Raw genomic sequence first — 20,730 nt, 5'->3', positions numbered from 1 at the left:
CGCGCCGCTCGCCCCGTTTGGCCGACTAGGTCGCGGCCGCCGCGACACGGCGGCGACGGGCGCCGGAAACGCTCCGCACACAGCCCGGGTACAACTTTGGCCGCGGGGTCGATAGGCTTCGCGCCATGGCTGGAGACATCGTCCCGATCGAACTCGGTCTCACCGACGGCGACCTCGTGACACTGTGGGCACCACGGTGGCGTGAGGGCGACGACGAGTGGGAAGCATTCCTTGGTCACGAGGAAGACCTCTACGGGTTCGAATCAGTGGCAGAACTCGCTGCCTTCATCCGCACGAACACCGACAACGATCTCGTCGAGCATCCCGCGTGGAGTGTGGTGTCCGGACTGTCCGCCGCCGAACTCGAGCCCGACGAGAACTTCTGCTTCGATCTCATCGGTGTGCCGGAGCTTGCCGCGAGCGACCCCGAGGCTCTTGTCGTGAGCGAACTCGAAGACACGCTCAACATGGTGCGCAACATCGGTGAGGTCTGCGAACTGGACGCGGTCACCAAGTTCTTCAACGCGAACCCCATTCTCGGCGCGCTGCCCGCAGGCGTCAGCGCGTTCGAGGGCCGCGAGGGCGAGGAACTGTGGGCCCAGATCGGTACCGCCATCGCGAAGGGCTGGGATGACGTCCTCGACGCCGTCGACAACATCGTCGCCACCCCCGAGGTGGACGCCGAGGCGGTAGCCGTCGCCGAGGCCGAACTGGTGGCCGCCGACGAGAACACCGTCGACGTGGACGACGTGGCCGAAGAGGCGGAGGAAGACGAGGAGTTCGTCGCGCTCGACCTCGACACCGAGGACGAAGAGGAGGACGACTCGTTCTGGGGTGCGGTGGGTGTCGACCCCGTCAAGATCATCACGTCCGGGGAGACCTACTTCACGCTCCGCTGCTACCTCGACGACGACGCGCTCTTCCTCGGGCGTGACGGCGCGATCTTCGTCTTCACGTCCGAACGCGCGCTGGCCCGTTACCTTGCCGACAACCACGAGCACGCGCTCGCGCAGGTGAGCACGTACGAGGAGATCCAGGTGGCGGCCGTCGACGGATCGCTCGAGGTCGAGGTCACCGACGAGAACGTGTACGTTCTCCCCGGTCTCGCCGACGACCTGGCCGCCGGTCCGGAGTCCGTCGACGCGGACCAGCTCGACCTCGCCGTCGAATTGTTCACCGATGCAGCCGATTTCGCCGACGACGACTCGGTGGAAACCGCACTCGCGACGTCCGAGCCGCTGGGCTGGTACGTCTCGTTCGTCCTCAACCCGGATCCGACGCGGATGGCGCCCAGCGCACCGTTCGACGCCGAGGCGGAGGCGTGGCGGACGCTCGAGCGGGAGTTCGAGGCCCGCCTGCGGAAGGTCTGAGCGCCCGCATTCGGGACGCTCAGCCCACCAGCACGGCGAATCCCGGCTTGATCACCTCGTCGATCAGCTGCAGCCGCTGATCGAACGGGATGAAAGCCGATTTCATCGCGTTGATGGTGTAGCGCTCGAGGTCCGTCCAGCCGTAACCGAACGTCTCGACGAGGCGCAGCATCTCCATGCTCATGCTGGTGTCGCTCATCAGCCGGTTGTCGGTGTTGACGGTCACCCGGAACCGCAGCCGGGCAAGCAGGTCGAACGGATGATTCTCGAGCGCGTCCACGGCCCCGGTCTGAACGTTGGAACTGGGACACAGTTCCAGGGGAATCCTCTTGTCCCGCACATAGTTCGCAAGCTTGCCCAGCACCGGGACGCCGTCGTCGCCGATCGTGATGTCGTCGGTGATCCGGACCCCGTGCCCGAGGCGGTCCGTCCCGCAGAACGCGATGGCCTCGTGGATGGACGGCAGACCGAACGCCTCACCCGCGTGAATGGTGAAGTGCGCATTGCTGCCCCGCATGTACTCGAAGGCGTCGAGGTGGCGGCTGGGCGGATTCCCGGCCTCGGCCCCGGCGATGTCGAAACCGACGACGCCGCGGTCCCGGAACCGGATCGCCAGTTCCGCGATCTCCCGGGACCGCGCCGCGTGCCGCATCGCGGTGAGCAGTACGCCGATCCGGATGTTCTGGCCGCGCACCTCCGCCGCCGACTCCCCTGCCTCGAATCCCAGCAGGACCTGCTCCACCACCTCGTCCAGGGTCAGCCCCTCCTCGAGGTGCTGCTCCGGGGCGAACCTGACCTCCGCGTAGACCACGCCGTCGGCGGCGAGGTCCTCGGCGCATTCACGGGCGACGCGTTCGAGCCCGACGGGTGTCTGCATGACCGCGACCGTGTGGGCGAACGTCTCGAGGTATCTCTCGAGCGAACCGCTGTCGGCGGCCTCCCGGAACCACGTGGCCAGCGCGGGCGCGGTGTCGGCGGGCAGCGCGTCGTAGCCGCAGTCGCGGGCGAGTTCGAGAACCGTCTCGGGCCGGAGACCCCCGTCGAGATGGTCGTGCAGCAACACCTTCGGCGCTCGGCGCAGGGCCGACAGATCCAGTGCGGTCATGCGTCGACGTTAGCGTGAGGGATCCTCTATCCGCTCGATGACGAGCGGCGTGGTCACCGACGGCGCGTCGGCCACGACGGTCCAGGCTTCGGAAAGTACGGCTTTCGCCGCGGCGAACCGTTCGGGCGTGTCGGTGTGCAGCGTGACGAGCGGGGTGCCCACCGACACCGTCTCCCCCGGCTTCGCGTGCAACTCGATGCCCGCCCCCGCCTGCACCGGCTCGCCCTGTCGCGCCCGACCCGCGCCGAGCCGCCATGCGGCGAGCCCGACCGCCATGGCGTCGAGACCGCACACCACCCCGTCCGACTCGGAGAGCAGCACCTCGGTGTGCCTGGCTGTCGGCAGCGGCGCGTCGGGGTCGCCGCCCTGGGCGGCGATCATCCTCCGCCAGCGGTCCATGGCGGATCCGTCGCGGAGTTTGTCGGCAGGGTCGACTCCGTCGATTTCGGCTGCCTTCAACATTTCTCGCGCGAGCTCGAGAGTCAGTTCCACGACGTCGGACGGGCCGCCTCCGGCCAGCACCTCCAGCGATTCCCGCACCTCCAGTGCGTTGCCCGCGGTGTGACCGAGGGGCGCGTCCATTGCCGTGAGCAAAGCCATCGTCCGCACTCCGGCGTCGTTCCCGAGGTCGACCATCGTCTGGGCGAGCTCCCGCGCGTCGTCGAGCTTCTTCATGAACGCGCCCGAACCGACCTTGACGTCGAGCACGAGCGCGCCGGTGCCCTCGGCGATCTTCTTGCTCATGATCGAGCTGGCGATCAGGGGAATCGACTCGACCGTCCCGGTGACGTCGCGGAGCGCGTACAACCGCCGGTCCGCCGGCGCCAGGTCTGCGCCGGCGGCGCAGACGACGGCTCCGACGGCGGGATCGGACAGGATCTCGGCCATCTCGGAGGTGTCGAGGTCGGCGCGCCAGCCCGGGATCGACTCGAGCTTGTCGAGGGTTCCGCCGGTGTGACCGAGCCCGCGTCCCGACAGTTGCGGCACCGCGGCGCCGCATGCCGCGACCAGCGGTGCGAGCGGGAGCGTGGTCTTGTCGCCCACACCACCCGTCGAGTGCTTGTCGACGGTGGGGCGCCCGAGGTGGGTGAAGTCGAGGCGTCGACCGGACGAGATCATCGCCGTGGTCCAGCGGCTCACCTCCTCGCGCGTCATCCCGCGGAAGTAGATCGCCATGGCCAGCGCCGACATCTGCTCGTCGGCCACGACCCCCCGGGTGAATGCTTCGACCACCCAGTCGATCTCTGCACCGGACAGTTCCCTGCCGTCGCGCTTGGCGGCGATGATCGACGAGGCGTCATGCATGGCTGATTCTCCCCTTCTCCTCCGGACCGAAAGCGTCCGGCAGCAGCTGTTCCAATGGGCGCACGCCGGCCCGGTGGTCGACGAGCAGTCCGGGGCCGCCGTGCTCGAAGAGAATCTGCCGGCAGCGTCCGCACGGCATGAGTATGTCGCCACTCGCGTCACAGCAGGTGAAGGCGATTAATCGCCCGCCGCCGCCCGCAAATAAGTTACCGACCAGTACACACTCGGCGCAGAGCCCCAAACCGTATGAGACATTTTCCACATTGCATCCGACGACGATTCGCCCATCGTCCACCAGCGCCGCCGCTCCCACCGCGAACCCGGAGTAGGGCGCATAGGCCTGGCCCATCACCTCACGCGCGTTGGCGCGCAACAGCTTCCAATCGATCTCGACCATGGTTCCCCATCCAATCACGTGGGCTGAATGGATGCAGAGATTCGCTCGGTACGGCCCATCCGCATTGGAGAGGCAAACCTAACTTCATTTGAAAGGGCCGTACGAACCCCGACTCGAATTAGTTCCCCCGTTTCCGTTGGGTTTAGAGTTCAGAGAAGTCGGTTCAGGATCACGTCGGGTCCCCAGTTGTGGTATGTCCGCAACGCTGCGCAGACTCGACACGTCCACCAATGACGTTGGAGGCACAGCACTCGATGAGTACTACGACTGAAGCCGCTCCGGCCAAGGAGCGCACACGGTCGCTTTACCGGGGCGACCCCGGAATGTGGTCCTGGGTTTTGCACCGGATCACAGGCGTAATGACGTTCTTCTTCCTATTCGTGCACGTGCTGGATACCGCGCTGGTGCGTGTGAATCCCGACACGTACGACAGTGTCATCGAGACCTACAAGAACCCGATCGTCGGGCTCATGGAGCTCGCGCTCGTCGCCGCGGTGCTGTACCACGCACTGAACGGCGTCCGGGTGATGCTGGTGGACTTCTGGTCCAAGGGACCGCAGTACCAGCGCCTGATGCTCTGGGTAATCCTTGCGATCTGGTTCCTGGTGATGATCCCGGGCGCAGGCCGCATCTTCTACAACATGTTTGCGGGGCACTGACATGACGACAGAAGCCAAGAGTCTCGGCAAGACCTACGACCGTCCCGCCAGCCTGGACAACCCGCGCTCTCCGCGCCGGACCTCGAAGAACAACTTCGAGTTGTACGCCTGGCTGTTCATGCGGTTCTCCGGACTCGCACTGATCTTCCTCGTGCTCGGCCACCTCTTCATCATGCTGATGCTCGACGACGGTGTGCACCGCATCAACTTCGCGTTCGTCGCAGGCCGCTGGTCCAGCCCGTTCTGGCAGTTCTGGGACCTCACCATGCTGTGGCTTGCCCAGCTGCACGGCGGAAACGGACTCCGCACGGTCATCGCGGACTACTCCCGCAAGGACTCCACGCGCTTCTGGCTGACCACGATCCTCGTTCTCTCGATGATCCTGATCATGGGCCTCGGCACGTACGTCATCTTCACCTTCGACCCCAATATCTCGGCGAGCTAGGGGAGCACAGATTTCATGCAGGAACACCGTTATGACGTGGTCATCGTCGGTGCCGGCGGCGCCGGCATGCGCGCAGCGATCGAGGCCGGTCCCCGCGCCCGCACCGCGGTACTGACCAAGCTCTACCCCACCCGCAGCCACACCGGCGCGGCCCAGGGCGGCATGTGTGCCGCGCTGGCGAACGTGGAGGAAGACAACTGGGAGTGGCACACCTTCGACACGGTCAAGGGCGGCGACTACCTCGCCGACCAGGACGCCGTCGAGATCATGGCCAAGGAGGCCATCGACGCGGTGCTCGACCTCGAGAAGATGGGTCTGCCGTTCAACCGCACGCCCGAGGGCAAGATCGACCAGCGCCGTTTCGGTGGTCACACCCGCGATCACGGTAAGGCCCCCGTGCGCCGCGCATGTTATGCCGCGGACCGCACCGGTCACATGATCCTGCAGACGCTCTACCAGAACTGCGTCAAGCACGACGTCGAGTTCTTCAACGAGTTCTACGCCCTCGACATCGCGATCACCGAGACGGAGAACGGCCCGGTCGCCACCGGCGTCATCGCCTACGAGCTGGCCACCGGCGAGATCCACGTCTTCCACGCGAAGTCCATCGTGTTCGCCACCGGCGGCTCGGGGCGCATGTACAAGACGACGTCCAACGCGCACACCCTCACCGGTGACGGCATGGGCATCATCTTCCGCAAGGGCCTTCCGCTGGAGGACATGGAGTTCCACCAGTTCCATCCCACAGGCCTCGCGGGGCTCGGCATCCTCATCTCCGAGGCCGTGCGCGGTGAGGGCGGCATCCTCCGTAACGCCGACGGCGAACGGTTCATGGAGCGCTACGCCCCCACCATCAAGGACCTCGCACCCCGTGACATCGTTGCGCGGTCGATGGTCCTCGAGGTCCTCGAGGGACGCGGCGCGGGACCGAACAAGGATTACGTCTACATCGACGTGACCCACATCCCCGAGGAAGTCCTCGACGAGAAGCTCCCCGACATCATGGAGTTCTCCCGCACCTACCTCGGTGTGGACCCGGTCAAGGAACCGGTGCCGGTGTACCCCACCTGCCACTACGTCATGGGCGGTATCCCCACCCGGATCAACGGTGAGGTCCTGCGCAACAACGACGAGATCGTCCAGGGCCTGTACGCCGCCGGCGAATGCGCCTGCGTCTCCGTCCACGGCGCGAACCGTCTCGGCACCAACTCGCTGCTCGACATCAACGTCTTCGGACGCCGCGCCGGCATCGCCGCCGCCGAGCACGCCAACAACAGCGAGTTCGTCGACATGCCCGAGGCGCCCGAGAAGATGGTCGACGACTGGATGGCCACCATCCTGTCGGACCACGGTCACGAGCGTGTCGCGGACATCCGCAGCGAGCTGCAGCAGTCCATGGACAACAACGCCTCCGTGTTCCGTACCGAAGAGCGCCTCACCCAGGCCCTCGAGGATGTGCGCGCACTCAAGGAGCGTTACAACCACATCACGGTGCAGGACAAGGGCAAGCGCTACAACAGCGACCTGCTCGAGGCCGTCGAGCTCGGCTTCCTCCTCGAAATGGCGGAGGTCACCGTCGTCGGCGCGCTGAACCGCAAGGAATCGCGCGGCGGCCACGCCCGCGAGGACTACCCGGACCGCAACGACGCCGAGTACATGAAGCACACGATGGCATACAAGGAGGGCGACGGCCTGCTCTCCGACATCCGTCTCGACTACAAGCCGGTAGTCCAGACCCGCTACGAGCCGATGGAGCGTAAGTACTGATGAGCGCACCTGCAGTCGACAAGAGCGAGAACAAGTCGGATCTCCCTCCCGTGCCCGAGGGCGCCGTCATGGTCACCCTCAAGATCGCTCGGATGAACCCGGAGTCCGGCGAGGGCCAGCACTGGGACAGCTTCCAGGTTCCGGCTCTGCCGACGGACCGCATGCTGAACCTGCTCCTGTACGTGAAGGGCTACCTCGACGGCACCCTGACGTTCCGTCGCAGTTGCGCCCACGGCGTGTGTGGTTCGGACGCGATGCGGATCAACGGCGTCAACCGTCTGGCCTGCAAGCTCCTCATGAAGGACATGCTGCCCAAGGACGGCAAGCCGGTCACGATCACCGTCGAGCCCATCAAGGGCCTGCCGGTGGAGAAGGACCTAGTCGTCGACATGGAGCCCTTCTTCGACGCGTTCCGCGCCGTGAAGCCGTTCCTCATCACCACCGGCAACGAGCCCACCCGTGAGCGCATCCAGTCGCAGCACGACCGGGCACGTTTCGACGACACCACCAAGTGCATCCTGTGTGCCTGCTGCACCACGTCGTGCCCGGTGTACTGGAGCGACGGCAGCTACTTCGGTCCCGCTGCCATCGTCAACGCTCACCGGTTCATCTTCGACAGCCGTGACGAGGGTGCGTCGGAGCGTCTCGACATCCTCAACGACAAGGACGGCGTCTGGCGTTGCCGGACCACGTTCAACTGCACCGACGCGTGCCCGCGTGGCATCCAGGTGACGAAGGCGATCCAGGAAGTCAAGCGCGCGCTGCTCTTCGCACGCTGACCCCAGGTCTGCCGAGCACGTTCCAGGGCGCCCCCGACCGCACCGGTCGGGGGCGCCCTGCGTCGTGTCCAACCTCACTGTCCGAGCGGTCACACGGTGAAATCTCCGCGCTAGTGTCGAGAACAGATGCTCCCGACGGACAGTGAGGTTCACCCATGGCGCAGTCGCCCCCTCCCGCAGTGGTCACGGTCACCGGAGCGGCAGGCAGCATCGGCTACGCGTCGCTGTTCCGGATCGCCGCCGGCGAGATGCTCGGACCCGACACCCCGATCCGGCTGCGTCTCTTGGAGATTCCGTCCGCCGTGTCCGCCGCCGAGGGCACCGCGATGGAGCTCGACGACAGCGCCTTCCCGCTGCTCCGCGACATCGAGGTCCACGACGACCCGAAGCGGGGTTTCGACGGCACCGACGTCGCCCTTCTCATCGGATCACGTCCCCGGTCCAAGGGCATGGAGCGTGGCGACCTCCTGGCCGCGAACGGGCAGATCTTCACCGTGCAGGGTCGCGCGCTCAACCAGGTTGCCGCGGACGGAGTCCGGGTGCTGGTCGTGGGCAACCCGGCCAATACCAACGCCCTGGTCGCCGCGAACAACGCCCCCGACATCCCGGCGGAACGGTTCACGGCGCTGACCCGGCTCGACCACAACCGCGCGATCGCCCAGCTGGCACGGCACTCCGGCGCCGCGGTGAAGGACATCCGCCGCGTCGCGATCTGGGGCAACCACTCGAGCACCCAGTACCCCGACATCTTCCATGCGCGGGTCGGTGACCGGTCCGGTGCCGAGTTCGCCGCCGACCGCGAATGGCTCACCGGCGACTTCATTCCCACGGTCGCGAACCGTGGCAGCGCGATCATCGAAGCTCGCGGCGCATCCTCCGCGGCCTCCGCCGCCAACGCCGCGATCGACCACGTCCACGACTGGGTGCTCGGCACCCCCGACGACGACTGGACGTCGGTGGCGCTGCCCTCCACCGGCGCCTACGGCGTGCCGGAGGGACTGGTGAGCTCGTTCCCGGTTCGCTCGGTCGACGGGTCCTGGCAGATCGTGGACGGGCTCGAGATCGACGACTTCTCGCGGAAGCTGATCGACGCGTCGGTCGGAGAACTCGAATCCGAACGCGACGCCGTCCGGGGCATGGGATTCATCTGATCCGACGTTCGCCTTCCGGAACGGTCGCGCCGACGTCACGAAATCGTGTCGACACGTGTCCGTTTTCGGAAGTCGACCGGTCGTCGCATACGCTGCCTCTTCGATGATGTGGCGTCGAGTGTGTACCGCGGTCGTGTCCGGAACCCTGCTGGCCGGACTCTCGGTGAGTGCTGCCGGGGCGATTCCGCCTGCAGCGCCCTCCTCCCCCACCTCCACACCGTTCGCCACCCCGAACACCGACAACTGCCCCAACAGGTCGGCCCCCGCGCCTGCGATCGACCTGTCCGAGGTACCCCAGCCGGGTGATCCGGCACCCAGCGCCGTGTCCGTGCCCGACGAGCCGGTGGGCGGGCCGAAGCTGGCCGAGTGCGGGGTGATCCTTCCCGACGACGCGCCCGCGCTACCCGCCGACATCGCGGCGTCCGGCTGGGTGGTCGCGGACATCGACACCGGCGACGTGCTCGCGGCGAAAGACCCGCACGGCCGCTACCGGCCGGCGAGCACGATCAAGATGCTGCTGGCTCTCGTCGCGCTGAGCGAACTGGATCTCGACAAGACCGTGACCGCCACCGCCGAGGACGCCGCGGTGGAGGGCAGCGCCGTCGGGATCGGCAAGAACGGTCAGTACACGAACCGGCAGCTGATGCAGGGCCTGGTGATGGCGTCGGGGAACGACGCCGCCCACCTCCTCGCCCGGCAACTCGGCGGCGACGCCGCCACGGTCGACAAGATGAACCACCTCGCCGACACCCTCGGCGCGCACGACACGAGGACCGCGACCCCGTCGGGGCTCGACGGCCCCGGAATGAGCAGCTCACCGTTCGACCTCGCACTCATCTTCCATACCGCGATGAAGAACCCGACGTTCGCGGAGCTGATCTCCACCGAGACGGTGCAGTTCCCGGGTTTCCCGAAGGATCCGGCGATCCCGGACGATCAGGACCGGCCCCCGTTCGCACTGGCCAACGACAATCAGCTGCTCTACAACTACGACGGCGCACTGGGCGGCAAGACCGGGTTCACCGACGACGCCCGCCACACGTATGTCGGCGGCGCCGATCACGACGGTCGCCGCCTGATGGTGACGTTGATGGGCGCCGAAGCCCAGCCGATCCGGCCGTGGGAGCAGGCGGCACGACTGCTGGATTACGGTTTCGCCCTCGACCGCGACGCCCAGGTGGGATCACTCGAAGACCTGTATCCGACCGAATCCGATTCCGCCGCGGTGCTTGCCGCACCGCCGCAACAGGATTCGGCCGCCGCGACGAGTTCCGTCGTCGCGTCGGGTTCCGACCACCCCCACAACACACTCGCCCTGCGGGCGGGTGTGGGGATCGTGGGGACGGCCGTCGTGCTCATGCTCGTGCTCGGCGCGCGTCGGCTGTCCCGCAGGCGCTGACGAACACCGGCGCCCGGCTCAGCGCTTGGTGCGGGTGAACAGTCCGGACAGTCCGAGCGCAGCGATGGCGCCCACACCGACCAGTGCGAGTCCCCCACGCACACCCGGACCCTCGTGCACCTCGATCCGGGGGTTGATGACGGCCGGATCCGGCGGCGGCACGAAAGCGAGCGCAAGGCTGGCGCGGCTGGTCGCGGCCCACGCCGTCGAGAAGAGCAGCATCCGGCACGTCAGGTAGATGAACACGAGCAGACCGATGATCGGACCGAACGCGACACCGGCGGGACCCGCGGTGACCGCCGAGAGGTAGATGGCACCGACCTGCTTGAAGATCTCGAACACCACGGCCGCGAGCAGGGCCGCCTTGAGCGCACTGCGGAATGTCACGGGCTCTCGGGGCAGTCGGGCGATCACCCAGGCGAACACCGCCCACGTCGCGACCAGCGACACCACGGTCGACAGTGCGCGCAACCCGGCGTCGACGCCGGGCACGTCGTCGAGATTGAGCACCTCGACCACCGTGCGGGCCACCGGGCCGCTGCTCAGCGCGGAGGATCCGAGAGAGACCACCATCGCCAGACCCAGCCCGAGCAGAGCGGCCGCGTCGCCCAGTTTGGTTCGCACGAATCCCTTCGACTCGCGCTGGCTCTCCCACATCGCCGTCAGCGCGTCGCGCAGGTTCGCCATCCACCCGAGTCCCGCGTAGGCGGCACCGAGGAGGCCGAGTACACCCACGCTGGCACGGGACGCGATCGCCGAATCGATGACCGTGTTGAGCGTGTCACCCAGACTTCCGGGAACGTTCTTGGTGATGCTGTCCTGCAGTTCCTGCAGCAACTCCGGCTGACCGGCGAGGACGAAACCGGCGATGGCGAACGCGACCATCAGGATCGGAATCAGTGCGAGCACACTGAAATACGTGATCCCCGCCGCGTAATAGTCGCCCTTCTGCTGCTGATACCGCTGTGCGGCCCGCATCAGATGGTCGAACCAGGGGCGCGCTGCCCGCTGCCTGTCGAGAAAACTCGGTTCGTCAGCCACAGTGCTCATCCCTTCGGTGTCAGAAACCCAACCTTCTCGTATACGGCCGCCAGAGTCTGCGACGACACCTCACGGGCGCGGTGGGCACCGGCGGCGATGATCCGATCGAGTTCTGCCTCGTCCGAGAGGTACCCCTCCACCTTCGCTTTCAACGGTGTCACGAATTCGGCGAGGACATCGGCCGTATCGGTCTTCAGGTCGCCGTACCCTTTGCCCTCGTACCCGGCCACCAACGTCTCGACCGGCGTGCCGGACAGCGCGGACTGGATGGTGAGCAGGTTGCTCACACCGGGCTTGGCCTGCGGGTCGTAGCGGATCTCCCGCTCGTTGTCGGTGACCGCGGACTTGATCTTCTTCGCCGACACCTTGGGGTCGTCGAGAAGGTTGATCAGCCCCGCGGGGCTCGGACCGGACTTGCTCATCTTCGACGTCGGATCCTGCAGGTCGTAGATCTTGGCGGTGCCCTTGATGATCTGCGCCTCGGGAATGACGAACGCCTTCCCGAACCGGGTGTTGAACCGCTGGGCGAGATCGCGGGACAGTTCGAGATGCTGACGCTGGTCCTCGCCGACGGGGACGCGCTGCGGACGGTAGAGCAGGATGTCGGCAGCCATCAGCACCGGATACGTGAACAGGCCGACGCTCGCGTTCTCACTGCCCTGTTTGGCCGACTTGTCCTTGAACTGCGTCATCCGGCTCGCTTCACCGAAACCGGTGATGCAGTTGAGAACCCACGCCAGCTGCGCATGCTCGGGCACCTGGCTCTGCACGAACAGCGTGGCGCGGTCGGGGTCGATTCCGAGCGCCAGCAGCTGCGCCGCCGCGATCTTCGTGCGACGGCGCAGCTCCTTCGGGTCCTGCGCCACCGTGATCGCATGGAGGTCGGGGATGAAGTAGAACGCGTCGAAGTCGTCCTGCAGAGGCACCCACTGCTGCAGAGCACCCAGGAAGTTGCCGAGGTGGAACGAGTCGGCGGTGGGCTGGATGCCGGAGAGCACCCGCGGTTTCGCGGTGGGTTTCTGAGCTGCAGGGGTCGACATGAGTACTGATCTTTTCACGTGCGCCGTGACGACACGAATCAGATACCGGCCGTCACCGGTACTGGACGGTGACCGGCGCGTGATCGGACCACCGCTGGTCGTAGGTTTCGGCGCGCTCGACGACGGCCTGCTTGGCCCGCTCCGCCAGTTCCCGGGTGGCGATCTGGTAGTCGATGCGCCAGCCGGAGTCGTTGTCGAACGCCTTCCCACGGTACGACCACCAGGAGTACGGCCCGGCGACGTCGGGATTGAGCTGCCGGACCACGTCGGTCCAGTGCGCGTCCTCGGCGAACAGTGCCCCGAGCCACTCGCGCTCGTTCGGGAGGAAACCGGAGTTCTTCTTGTTGGTCTTCCAGTTCTTCAGGTCGAGTTCGGTGTGGGCGATGTTCCAGTCACCGCAGACCACGACGTGCCTGCCTGCCGCGACGGCGGCCGCTGCGGTGGCGGTGAGGTACCGGGCGAAGGAGTCCATGAACCGCTCCTTCTCCTCCTGCCGCGGTGTCTGGGCCTCCCCGGAGGGCAGGTACAGGCTCGCGACGGTCAGGTCGTCGAAGTCTGCCTCGAGGTAGCGGCCCGCGGTCGCGAACTCGTCGTCACCGTGGCCGACGCGGAAGGCGTCGGCAGGTTTCCGGGACAGGATGGCGACGCCGTTGCGCCCCTTCGACGACGGCTCCGCGGACACCAGGTTCCATCCGCCCTCCAGAGCGGGCGCGAGCGTCTCGGCGAGCTGCTCGTCGGACGCCCGCGTCTCCTGCAGACACACGACGTCGGCCTCCGTGCGCTCGATCCACTCGGTGAGCCCCTTGCGGGCGGCGGCGCGAACGCCGTTGACATTGACGGTGGTGATGATGTGTGGCACGGCAAGCACCGTAGCGGACGCGTACGACAGCGCGGCTACCGAGACGAACGGGCGCTGCGGCGTTCCATCGCGACCGCCACGGTGAGGACCACGAGCCCCGCCACGGCGAGCAGCGCACCGACCGCGGCGGGCGCCGTGTAGCCGTGGCCGGCCGCGATCACGACACCGCCGATCCACGCCCCGAACGCGTTCGCGATGTTGAGGGCCGCGTGGTTGAGCGAGGCGGCGAGGGTCTGGGCGTCGGCGGCGACGTCCATCAGCCGGGTCTGCAACCCGGGAACCATCGACGCACCCGCCGCGCCGACGAAGAAGACCAGCAGCAGCGCCGTGTACGGGTTGTGGGAGGCGATCACGAAGATGCCGAGCAACACCCCGAGCGCCGTCATCGATACGAAGAGACCGGGAAGCAGCGCCCGGTCGGCGAGCCGGCCGCCGATCAGATTGCCCGCGACCATGCCCAGCCCGTAGATCATCAGGGCCAGCGGCACCAGCGACCGCGACAGGCCGGCGACGTCGGTGAGCGTCGTGCTGATGTACGTGTAGACGGCGAACATGCCGCCGAACCCGACCATGCCGATGATCAGCGTCATCCACACCTGCGCGCGGCGCAGGGCACCGAGTTCGGTGAGGGGATTCGACATCCTCATGGCGGCGAGGGCGGGCACCCACGACCAGATCGCGCCCAGTGTCGCCACACCGATCACGGCCACGAGAGCGAAGGCGCTGCGCCAGCCGAGCGTCTGGCCCAGCCACGACGCGACGGGAACGCCGACGACGTTGGCCACCGACAGTCCCATCATCACGAGAGCGACCGCCCTGGCCCGCTGGCCGCGGTCCGCGAGGTGCGCCGCCACGAGGGCCGCGACACCGAAGTAGGCGCCGTGTGGGAGGCCCGCCACGAACCGCGCGGCCATCAGCACACCGTAGTTCGGCGCGAACACGGTGGCGGCGTTGCCGATCGTGAACGCCGCCATCAGCGCGATCAGCAGCGTCTTACGGGGCACCCGCGCGGTCAGCGCGGCGATGAGTGGCGCGCCCACGACCACACCCAGCGCATACGCCGAGATGACGTGCCCGGCCGTCGGCTCGGTGATCCCGAGGCTCGACGCCATCTCGGGCAGCAGCCCCATCGCCACGAACTCGGTGGTCCCGATCCCGAAGCCACCGAGCGCGAGCGCGATCATGGCGAGCTTGCGGACGGACGGATGTTGGGCGATGACACCGAGGTGCTCGGGGCGGACGGGGGTGGAAGTGCTCACAGAAGAACTTTCGACTAGGCAGGGAGACGGCTACGCGGCGCACGGCGCCTCGTTGCGCAACGACCCACATCGAAATTCTCTTCCCCGGATTCCGCTTTTCGCGCATCGAGCGACCGTGAGATGACTCACCCGGGCCCGGAGACGCCGGACGGGACGCCCCGTGAGGGACGTCCCGTCGGTAGCGCTGTGGCTCGATGCCTACTGCTCGGCGATGGCCTTCTGGAGGTTGATGTCCAGCGCACCGAGGAACTCCTCGGTGGTCAGGTAGCCCTGGTCGCCGCCGACCAGCATCGCGAGGTCCTTGGTCATCTGGCCACCCTCGACGGTCTTGATGACCACGTCTTCGAGCTTCTGGGCGAAGCCGATGACGTCGGGGGTGTTGTCCAGCTTGCCGCGGTGCTCGAGTCCACGGGTCCATGCGAAGATCGACGCGATGGGGTTGGTGGACGTCGGCTTGCCCTGCTGGTGCTGACGGAAGTGACGCGTCACGGTGCCGTGTGCGGCCTCGGCCTCACACGTCTTTCCGTCCGGGGTCAGCAGCACGGAGGTCATGAGGCCGAGCGACCCGAAGCCCTGCGCGACGGTGTCCGACTGGACGTCGCCGTCGTAGTTCTTGCAGGCCCAGACGTAGCCGCCCTCCCACTTGAGCGCCGACGCGACCATGTCGTCGATGAGTCGGTGCTCGTAGGTGAGTCCTGCCGCGTCGAACTCCGACTTGAACTCGGTCTCGTAGACGTGCTGGAAGATGTCCTTGAACGCGCCGTCGTACGCCTTGAGGATGGTGTTCTTGGTCGACAGGTACACCGGGTAGTTCTGCTGCAGGCCGTAGTTGAGCGAGGCACGCGCGAAGTCCTCGATGGACTTGGTGAAGTTGTACTGCCCCTGGACGACGCCGCCACCCTCGGGGAAGTTCACCAGCTCGTGCTCGATCGGCTCGCTGCCGTCCTCGGGCGTGTAGGTGATCATCACCTTGCCGGGGCCGGGGACCTTGAAGTCGGTGGCGCGGTACTGGTCGCCGAAGGCGTGACGGCCGATGATGATCGGCTTGGTCCAGCCCGGAACCAGTCGCGGAACGTTGGAGATGATGATCGGCGCGCGGAAGATCGTCCCACCGAGGATGTTGCGGATGGTGCCGTTGGGCGACCGCCACATCTTCTTGAGACCGAACTCCTCGACGCGTGCCTCGTCCGGGGTGATGGTCGCGCACTTGACGCCGACGCCGTGCTTCTTGATGGCGTTGGCCGCGTCGATGGTCACCTGGTCGTCGGTCTCGTCCCGGTATTCGATGCCGAGGTCGTAGTACTCGAGATTCACATCCAGGTAAGGATGGATCAGTTTGTCTTTGATGAACTGCCAGATAATGCGCGTCATCTCGTCGCCGTCGAGTTCGACGACGGTGCCCTCAACCTTGATTTTGGACATGGGTGCTTCGCGTCCTCCTAGGAAGTTTCCCTGGTTACACGGTTGCGGGCGCACTTTGTGAGTGGGTCCGCGAACGGTTCGCTTTTCAAACGTAAACGGTCGAAGCGGCCGCTGGGAGACCGCACGTAAACAAGACAAGCGTACTGCTATGCGCCACGCGCGCAAGACGTGGGGCACGCAGGCCGTCCCTACTCGCGGGTAACTTTTCCCTGCTAGTGGCCGTGAATCGGTGCCGTTTCCGGTCGTTCCACCCCAGCCGCTAAGATTCACTCCAGGTCATGAGTGCCAGCAACGAGCCCCGGCTAGCTGGCCGGCAACCCTCCACCGCGGTGGGGTGCCCCGGGTGATGACCTGGTTTCCTGATTCACACAACAGTCGGGTGACAAGCGCGGGTCCGACATCGGAGGTTCATGATGTGTTGTTGTCGTAGATAGACCCCAGACAAGCCCTGCGCGCGAACGAACCAGCAACTCTGTCGCGCCTCGTCAGACCACTGGAGTAGACAGCACATGACCGAGAACTGGTCGTTCGAGACCAAGCAGATCCACGCCGGGCAGACGTCCGACGCGACCACCAAGGCGCGGGCGCTGCCGATCTACCAGACCACCTCGTACACGTTCGACAGCACCGATCACGCTGCCGCGCTGTTCGGTCTGGCCGAGCCGGGCAACATCTACACCCGCATCATGAACCCCACCCAGGACGCGGTCGAGCAGCGCATCGCCGCCCTCGAAGGCGGCGTCGCCGCCCTGCTGCTGTCCTCCGGACAGGCCGCCGAGACGATCGCGATCCTGAACCTCGCCGAGGCGGGCGACCACATCGTCTCCAGCCCGCGGCTGTACGGCGGCACCTACAACCTCTTCCACTACACGCTGCCCAAGCTCGGCATCGAGGTCTCGTTCGTCGAGGACCCCGACGACCTCGAGCAGTGGAAGGACGCGGTCCGGGACAACACTAAGGCGTTCTACGGCGAGACCATCTCCAACCCCCGCAACGACGTCCTCGACCTGCCGGGCATCTCCGGGATCGCACATCAGCACGGGCTCCCCCTGATCGTCGACAACACGGTGGCCACCCCCTACCTGATCCGCCCCCTCGAGCACGGTGCGGACATCGTGGTGCACTCCGCCACCAAGTATCTCGGTGGCCACGGCACGGCGATCGCCGGAGTCATCGTCGACGGCGGCACGTTCGACTGGACCCAGGGCCGCCACGGCAACTTCACCACCCCGGACCCGAGCTACCACGGCGTCGTCTACTCCGAACTCGGACCGCCTGCGTTCGCCCTCAAGGCGCGCGTGCAGCTGCTCCGCGACCTCGGCTCGGCGATCTCCCCGTTCAACGCGTTCCTCATCGCCCAGGGTCTCGAGACGCTGAGCCTTCGGATGGAACGGCACGTGTCCAACGCGACCGCCGTCGCCCAGTACCTGGAGGCGCGGCCGGAGGTCGTGTCCGTCGGATACGCCGGGCTTCCGTCCTCGCCCTGGCACGACCGGGCGAAGCAGATCGCGCCGCGGGGTGCGGGCGCCATCGTGACGTTCGAACTCGCCGGCGGCATCGACGCCGGCAAGAAGTTCGTCAACGCGCTCACCCTGCACAGCCACGTCGCGAACATCGGCGACGTCCGCTCGCTGGTGATCCACCCGGCGTCCACCACACACTCCCAGCTGACCCCCGAGGAGCAGGCCGCCAGCGGCGTCACCCCCGGACTGGTCCGCCTGGCTGTAGGCATCGAAGGGATCGACGACATCATCGCCGATATCGAGACCGGACTCACGGCGGCGGCATCTTGACCGTGAGCGCTGTACAGAACCTGCCCGTGGCGGACGGACGTCTCGGCACCATCGACATCGGATCGCTCGAACTCGAGAGCGGAACAGTGATCCCGTCGGTGTCCCTCGCCGTGCAGCGATGGGGTGAGCTGTCCCCGAACCGGGACAACGTGGTGCTCGTCGAGCACGCCCTCACCGGCGACTCCCACGTCACCGGACCCGTCACCGACGAACACCCCTCCCCCGGCTGGTGGACCGGGATGGTCGGTCCCGGTGCGCCGATCGACACCGACGAATGGTGCGTCATCGCGACCAACGTCCTCGGTGGCTGCCGCGGCACCACCGGTCCCGGTTCGATCGCCGAGGACGGGCGCCCGTGGGGCAGCCGCTTCCCCGAGATCTCCATCCGCGACCAGATCGCGGCCGAGAAGAAGTTCACCGACCTGCTGGGCATCGACAAGCTGGCGTCCGTCGTCGGCGGTTCGATGGGCGGAATGCGCGCCCTCGAGTGGGCCGTCACCTACCCGGACCAGGTTGCGTCCGCGCTCATTCTCGCGGTCGGCGCCCGCGCGACCGCCGACCAGATCGGCACGCAGACCACTCAGATCGCGGCCATCACCAGCGACCCCGACTGGCAGGGCGGCGACTATCACGGCACCGGCCGGATCCCCCGGGCCGGACTGCGCATCGCCCGCCGGATCGCGCACCTGACCTACCGCAGCGAGGCCGAACTCGACTCCCGGTTCGCGAACTCGCCGCAGGACGGCGAGGACCCGTGGCGCGGCGGCCGGTACTCCGTCGAGAGCTACCTGCAGCACCAGGCCGACAAGCTGGTCGGCAGGTTCGACCCGAGCACGTACGTGCTGCTGTCCGAGGCCATGAACCGGCACGACGTGGGCCGCGGTCGCGGTGGCATCGCCGCGGCGCTGGGGACGATCACCGCACCCGTCATCGTGGGCGGCGTCGACTCCGACCGCCTGTACCCGATCCGCCTGCAGGAGGATCTGGCCAACGACATCCCCACCTGCGACGGTCTGCGGGTGCTCAACTCACGGGACGGCCACGACGGGTTCCTCACCGAGGCCGCCGCCGTCGCGAAACTGCTCTCCGAGACGATGCAACTGGCCCGCGCGGGACGCTGACCCCCGTGCGGGACGACACCCGCTCGGACCGCTAGTCGGTTCCGAGCGGGTCGATCGACACGGCCAGCCACACGATCGCGCCCCCGACGGCCACCAGCGCACCCACGTCGAAAGGCTTGCTGCGCACCGCGAGCAGTCCGACGCGCTCCGACGGCATCATCAACCGGAACACCGCCGCGAGCAGCGTGGCCACGCCGAACACGAACGCGCCTCGCCGCCACCGATCCGCGAGCACGAACACGACGGCGACGACGATGACGACGAGGACTGCGAGCATCGGCAGATTCTTCTTCGCGAACTGCCCCCAGTCGGCCATCTCAGCCGAGAGACGCTGCGACACGCTCGGCCCGCTCCACGACGTTGGTCAGCAGGAAGGCACGGGTGAGCGGCCCGACGCCACCGGGGTTCGGGGACAGGAAGCCGGCGACCTCGGCGACATCCGCCGCCACGTCGCCGCGCAGCCCGTCCGCGGTGCGGCTCACACCCACGTCGAGGACCGCGGCACCGGGCTTGACCATGTCGGCCGTGATCAGACCGGGAACACCGGCCGCCGCGATCACGATGTCGGCGCGGCGGACCTCCGCTCCGAGATCCCGCGTACGGGTGTGGCAGAGGGTGACGGTGGCGTTCTCGCTGCGCCGGGTGAACAGCAGACCGATCGGGCGGCCCACGGTGACACCGCGACCGACGACGACGACGTGCGCCCCCTCGATCGGCACCTCGTACCGGCGCAGCAGGTGCAGGATTCCGCGCGGCGTGCACGGCAGCGGCGCTTTCTTGCCCAGCACCAGCCGGCCCAGGTTGACCGGGTGCAGGCCGTCGGCGTCCTTGTCGGGGTCGATGCGCTCGAGGGCTGCGTTCTCGTCGAGCTGCTTCGGCAGCGGGAGTTGCACGATGTAGCCGGTGCAGTCCGGGTTGGCGTTGAGCTCGTCGATGGTGGCGTCGAGCTTCTCCTGCGTGATGTCGCCGGGCAGGTCGCGGCGGATCGAGGTGATCCCGACCTTCGCGCAGTCGTTGTGCTTCCCGCGCACGTAGGCGGCCGACCCCGGGTCGTCCCCCACCAGAACGGTGCCGAGACCGGGCGTGATGCCCCTGTCCTTCAGGGCGCTCACCCGCACCTTCAGGTCTTCGAAAATCTCGTCGCGGGTCGCCTTGCCATCGAGGATCGTTGCAGTCACGTGCCCCATTCTCTCAGGTTCGCCATACACGCGTCAGGTCGGTTCCACCACGAGCCCGTTGGCGGTCGCGTACGCGATGGCCTGGGTGAGTTCGATCTGCGCCTTGTCCAGCGAGACCGCCGTCCACAGGTTCGCGTCGACGTGGGCCCCGCGCAGGTCCGCGCCGTCGAATTTCGCGCCGCCGGTGCGGGCGCCGAACAGATCCGCCGACCGGAGCACGGCGCGCCGGAGGTCCGTGCGGACGAGGTTGGCTTCCCGGAACCGGCAGTCCGTGAAATCGAGTCCGCGCAGGTCGGCGCCGCCCAGCGACGCGAGCGTGAAATCGCATTCGTCGAAGACCATCGGGCGCAGCCGGCAGTTGTCGAACTCCGACCCGAGGAAGCTGCAGTTACGGAACTCGCTGTGCCACAGCGTTGTTCGGGTGAACGAGCACGAGCGGAACGCCGTCCCCACATGATGCGACTCGGCGAGGTCGGCGCCCGTGAAATCGCATTCGGTGAAGATCACCGACTCGGTGCGGAGTTCACTCAGGTCGGCGTCGCGGAAGTTGCATTTCGTGTAGTGCCGCCGCCGCCAGTTCTGCGCGGGGAGTCGTGCGTCGCCGTAGTCCTCACCCACCACCTCTTCTACCGGATCCATG

General features: G+C 67.1%; 20 protein-coding genes and 1 riboswitch. Of the genes, 9 read left to right on the top strand and 11 right to left on the bottom strand.

The window, feature by feature from the left end; all coding sequences use genetic code 11:
* Positions 1 to 125 precede the first annotated feature (125 nt).
* Positions 126 to 1,370: a SatS C-terminal domain-containing protein gene (locus RHA1_RS30560; protein ID WP_009479457.1), complete on the top strand. Its 1,245-nt coding sequence runs from the start codon at positions 126 to 128 to the stop codon at positions 1,368 to 1,370.
* Between the two features lie 19 nt (positions 1,371 to 1,389).
* Here the strand turns inward: RHA1_RS30560 and RHA1_RS30555 are convergent, their stop codons facing one another.
* The 3 genes from RHA1_RS30555 to RHA1_RS30545 are packed head-to-tail and all read right to left on the bottom strand — an operon-like array spanning position 1,390 to position 4,177.
* Positions 1,390 to 2,475 (bottom strand): adenosine deaminase, encoded by a 1,086-nt coding sequence (locus RHA1_RS30555; RefSeq protein WP_009479456.1) that lies wholly within the window; start codon positions 2,473 to 2,475, stop codon positions 1,390 to 1,392.
* A gap of 9 nt (positions 2,476 to 2,484) precedes the next feature.
* On the bottom strand, positions 2,485 to 3,780 hold the full coding sequence (locus RHA1_RS30550) for a thymidine phosphorylase (protein WP_009479455.1): 1,296 nt from the start codon (positions 3,778 to 3,780) through the stop codon (positions 2,485 to 2,487).
* Positions 3,773 to 4,177 carry a cytidine deaminase gene (locus RHA1_RS30545; RefSeq protein WP_009479454.1) on the bottom strand — a complete coding sequence of 135 codons (405 nt, stop codon included), beginning with the start codon at positions 4,175 to 4,177 and terminating at the stop codon, positions 3,773 to 3,775. Before RHA1_RS30545 ends, RHA1_RS30550 begins: the two co-directional genes overlap by 8 nt.
* 254 nt (positions 4,178 to 4,431) lie before the next feature.
* On the opposite strand from RHA1_RS30545, the gene sdhC reads away from it, so the two are divergent.
* The 6 genes from sdhC to RHA1_RS30515 all read left to right on the top strand — a co-directional run bounded on the left by sdhC (position 4,432) and on the right by RHA1_RS30515 (position 10,377).
* Entirely contained in the window at positions 4,432 to 4,836 is a 405-nt protein-coding gene (gene sdhC / locus RHA1_RS30540) for a succinate dehydrogenase, cytochrome b556 subunit (RefSeq protein WP_005239889.1), read from the top strand.
* 1 nt (position 4,837) lies between these two features.
* Positions 4,838 to 5,281 (top strand): succinate dehydrogenase hydrophobic membrane anchor subunit, encoded by a 444-nt coding sequence (locus RHA1_RS30535; RefSeq protein ID WP_005239887.1) that lies wholly within the window; start codon positions 4,838 to 4,840, stop codon positions 5,279 to 5,281.
* 15 nt (positions 5,282 to 5,296) lie between these two features.
* Positions 5,297 to 7,048: a succinate dehydrogenase flavoprotein subunit gene (gene sdhA / locus RHA1_RS30530; RefSeq protein ID WP_005564176.1), complete on the top strand. Its 1,752-nt coding sequence runs from the start codon at positions 5,297 to 5,299 to the stop codon at positions 7,046 to 7,048.
* Complete coding sequence (locus RHA1_RS30525) at positions 7,048 to 7,827, top strand: succinate dehydrogenase iron-sulfur subunit (RefSeq protein WP_005256985.1); 780 nt, start codon at positions 7,048 to 7,050, stop codon at positions 7,825 to 7,827. The genes sdhA and RHA1_RS30525 overlap by 1 nt, the downstream gene beginning before the upstream one ends.
* A 155-nt stretch (positions 7,828 to 7,982) precedes the next feature.
* Positions 7,983 to 8,978, top strand: a complete 996-nt coding sequence (locus RHA1_RS30520) for a malate dehydrogenase (protein ID WP_011598209.1) — start codon at positions 7,983 to 7,985, stop codon at positions 8,976 to 8,978.
* Positions 8,979 to 9,096: 118 nt separating this feature from the next.
* Entirely contained in the window at positions 9,097 to 10,377 is a 1,281-nt protein-coding gene (locus RHA1_RS30515) for a D-alanyl-D-alanine carboxypeptidase family protein (protein WP_050787426.1), read from the top strand.
* Positions 10,378 to 10,395: 18 nt separating this feature from the next.
* Here RHA1_RS30515 and yhjD read toward each other — a convergent pair whose 3' ends face one another.
* The 5 genes from yhjD to RHA1_RS30490 all read right to left on the bottom strand — a co-directional run bounded on the left by yhjD (position 10,396) and on the right by RHA1_RS30490 (position 15,998).
* Entirely contained in the window at positions 10,396 to 11,418 is a 1,023-nt protein-coding gene (gene yhjD / locus RHA1_RS30510; protein ID WP_011598207.1) for an inner membrane protein YhjD, read from the bottom strand.
* Positions 11,419 to 11,423: 5 nt separating this feature from the next.
* A complete protein-coding gene (gene trpS, locus RHA1_RS30505) occupies positions 11,424 to 12,458 on the bottom strand; it encodes a tryptophan--tRNA ligase (RefSeq protein WP_011598206.1) in 1,035 nt (344 codons plus the stop codon).
* A gap of 52 nt (positions 12,459 to 12,510) precedes the next feature.
* Positions 12,511 to 13,317 carry an exodeoxyribonuclease III gene (locus tag RHA1_RS30500; RefSeq protein WP_011598205.1) on the bottom strand — a complete coding sequence of 269 codons (807 nt, stop codon included), beginning with the start codon at positions 13,315 to 13,317 and terminating at the stop codon, positions 12,511 to 12,513.
* Between the two features lie 35 nt (positions 13,318 to 13,352).
* Positions 13,353 to 14,576, bottom strand: a complete 1,224-nt coding sequence (locus RHA1_RS30495; protein WP_009479448.1) for an MFS transporter — start codon at positions 14,574 to 14,576, stop codon at positions 13,353 to 13,355.
* A 198-nt stretch (positions 14,577 to 14,774) separates the two neighbouring features.
* Positions 14,775 to 15,998 carry an NADP-dependent isocitrate dehydrogenase gene (locus tag RHA1_RS30490; protein WP_009479447.1) on the bottom strand — a complete coding sequence of 408 codons (1,224 nt, stop codon included), beginning with the start codon at positions 15,996 to 15,998 and terminating at the stop codon, positions 14,775 to 14,777.
* A gap of 274 nt (positions 15,999 to 16,272) precedes the next feature.
* Positions 16,273 to 16,393: riboswitch (SAM riboswitch) on the top strand.
* Positions 16,394 to 16,507: 114 nt separating this feature from the next.
* On the opposite strand from RHA1_RS30490, the gene RHA1_RS30485 reads away from it, so the two are divergent.
* Together RHA1_RS30485 and metX are read left to right on the top strand one after the other, a co-directional pair.
* The gene (locus RHA1_RS30485; protein ID WP_005257028.1) at positions 16,508 to 17,791 is read left to right on the top strand and encodes a bifunctional o-acetylhomoserine/o-acetylserine sulfhydrylase; all 1,284 of its coding nucleotides are present in this window, start codon (positions 16,508 to 16,510) and stop codon (positions 17,789 to 17,791) included.
* Positions 17,788 to 18,912 carry a homoserine O-acetyltransferase MetX gene (metX, locus tag RHA1_RS30480; protein ID WP_043782105.1) on the top strand — a complete coding sequence of 375 codons (1,125 nt, stop codon included), beginning with the start codon at positions 17,788 to 17,790 and terminating at the stop codon, positions 18,910 to 18,912. Before RHA1_RS30485 ends, metX begins: the two co-directional genes overlap by 4 nt.
* Positions 18,913 to 18,943: 31 nt before the next feature.
* On the opposite strand, the gene RHA1_RS30475 is transcribed toward metX, so the two are convergent.
* Genes RHA1_RS30475 through RHA1_RS30465 form a run of 3 tightly spaced genes read right to left on the bottom strand, consistent with a single transcriptional unit; the run spans position 18,944 to position 20,729 of the window.
* Positions 18,944 to 19,228: a DUF3017 domain-containing protein gene (locus tag RHA1_RS30475; RefSeq protein WP_005239865.1), complete on the bottom strand. Its 285-nt coding sequence runs from the start codon at positions 19,226 to 19,228 to the stop codon at positions 18,944 to 18,946.
* Position 19,229: 1 nt separating this feature from the next.
* A complete protein-coding gene (locus tag RHA1_RS30470) occupies positions 19,230 to 20,090 on the bottom strand; it encodes a bifunctional methylenetetrahydrofolate dehydrogenase/methenyltetrahydrofolate cyclohydrolase (protein WP_011598203.1) in 861 nt (286 codons plus the stop codon).
* Between the two features lie 33 nt (positions 20,091 to 20,123).
* Positions 20,124 to 20,729 carry a pentapeptide repeat-containing protein gene (locus RHA1_RS30465; RefSeq protein WP_011598202.1) on the bottom strand — a complete coding sequence of 202 codons (606 nt, stop codon included), beginning with the start codon at positions 20,727 to 20,729 and terminating at the stop codon, positions 20,124 to 20,126.
* Position 20,730 lies beyond the last annotated feature (1 nt).

Origin of the sequence: Rhodococcus jostii RHA1 (genome assembly GCF_000014565.1) — a bacterium.
Classification (GTDB): Bacteria; Actinomycetota; Actinomycetes; order Mycobacteriales; family Mycobacteriaceae; genus Rhodococcus_F; species Rhodococcus_F jostii_A.
The sequence above is the reverse complement of the archived record's forward strand: the minus strand, read 5'-3'. Positions and strand labels throughout refer to the sequence as shown.

Coding starts and splice junctions, on each gene's coding strand:
- RHA1_RS30560 (WP_009479457.1), top strand. CDS start 126: ATGGCTGGAGACATCGTCCCGATCGAACTCGGTCTCACCGACGGCGAC.
- RHA1_RS30555 (WP_009479456.1), bottom strand. CDS start 2,475: ATGACCGCACTGGATCTGTCGGCCCTGCGCCGAGCGCCGAAGGTGTTG.
- RHA1_RS30550 (WP_009479455.1), bottom strand. CDS start 3,780: ATGCATGACGCCTCGTCGATCATCGCCGCCAAGCGCGACGGCAGGGAA.
- RHA1_RS30545 (WP_009479454.1), bottom strand. CDS start 4,177: ATGGTCGAGATCGATTGGAAGCTGTTGCGCGCCAACGCGCGTGAGGTG.
- sdhC (WP_005239889.1), top strand. CDS start 4,432: ATGAGTACTACGACTGAAGCCGCTCCGGCCAAGGAGCGCACACGGTCG.
- RHA1_RS30535 (WP_005239887.1), top strand. CDS start 4,838: ATGACGACAGAAGCCAAGAGTCTCGGCAAGACCTACGACCGTCCCGCC.
- sdhA (WP_005564176.1), top strand. CDS start 5,297: ATGCAGGAACACCGTTATGACGTGGTCATCGTCGGTGCCGGCGGCGCC.
- RHA1_RS30525 (WP_005256985.1), top strand. CDS start 7,048: ATGAGCGCACCTGCAGTCGACAAGAGCGAGAACAAGTCGGATCTCCCT.
- RHA1_RS30520 (WP_011598209.1), top strand. CDS start 7,983: ATGGCGCAGTCGCCCCCTCCCGCAGTGGTCACGGTCACCGGAGCGGCA.
- trpS (WP_011598206.1), bottom strand. CDS start 12,458: ATGTCGACCCCTGCAGCTCAGAAACCCACCGCGAAACCGCGGGTGCTC.
- RHA1_RS30490 (WP_009479447.1), bottom strand. CDS start 15,998: ATGTCCAAAATCAAGGTTGAGGGCACCGTCGTCGAACTCGACGGCGAC.
- RHA1_RS30485 (WP_005257028.1), top strand. CDS start 16,508: ATGACCGAGAACTGGTCGTTCGAGACCAAGCAGATCCACGCCGGGCAG.
- RHA1_RS30475 (WP_005239865.1), bottom strand. CDS start 19,228: ATGGCCGACTGGGGGCAGTTCGCGAAGAAGAATCTGCCGATGCTCGCA.
- RHA1_RS30465 (WP_011598202.1), bottom strand. CDS start 20,729: ATGGATCCGGTAGAAGAGGTGGTGGGTGAGGACTACGGCGACGCACGA.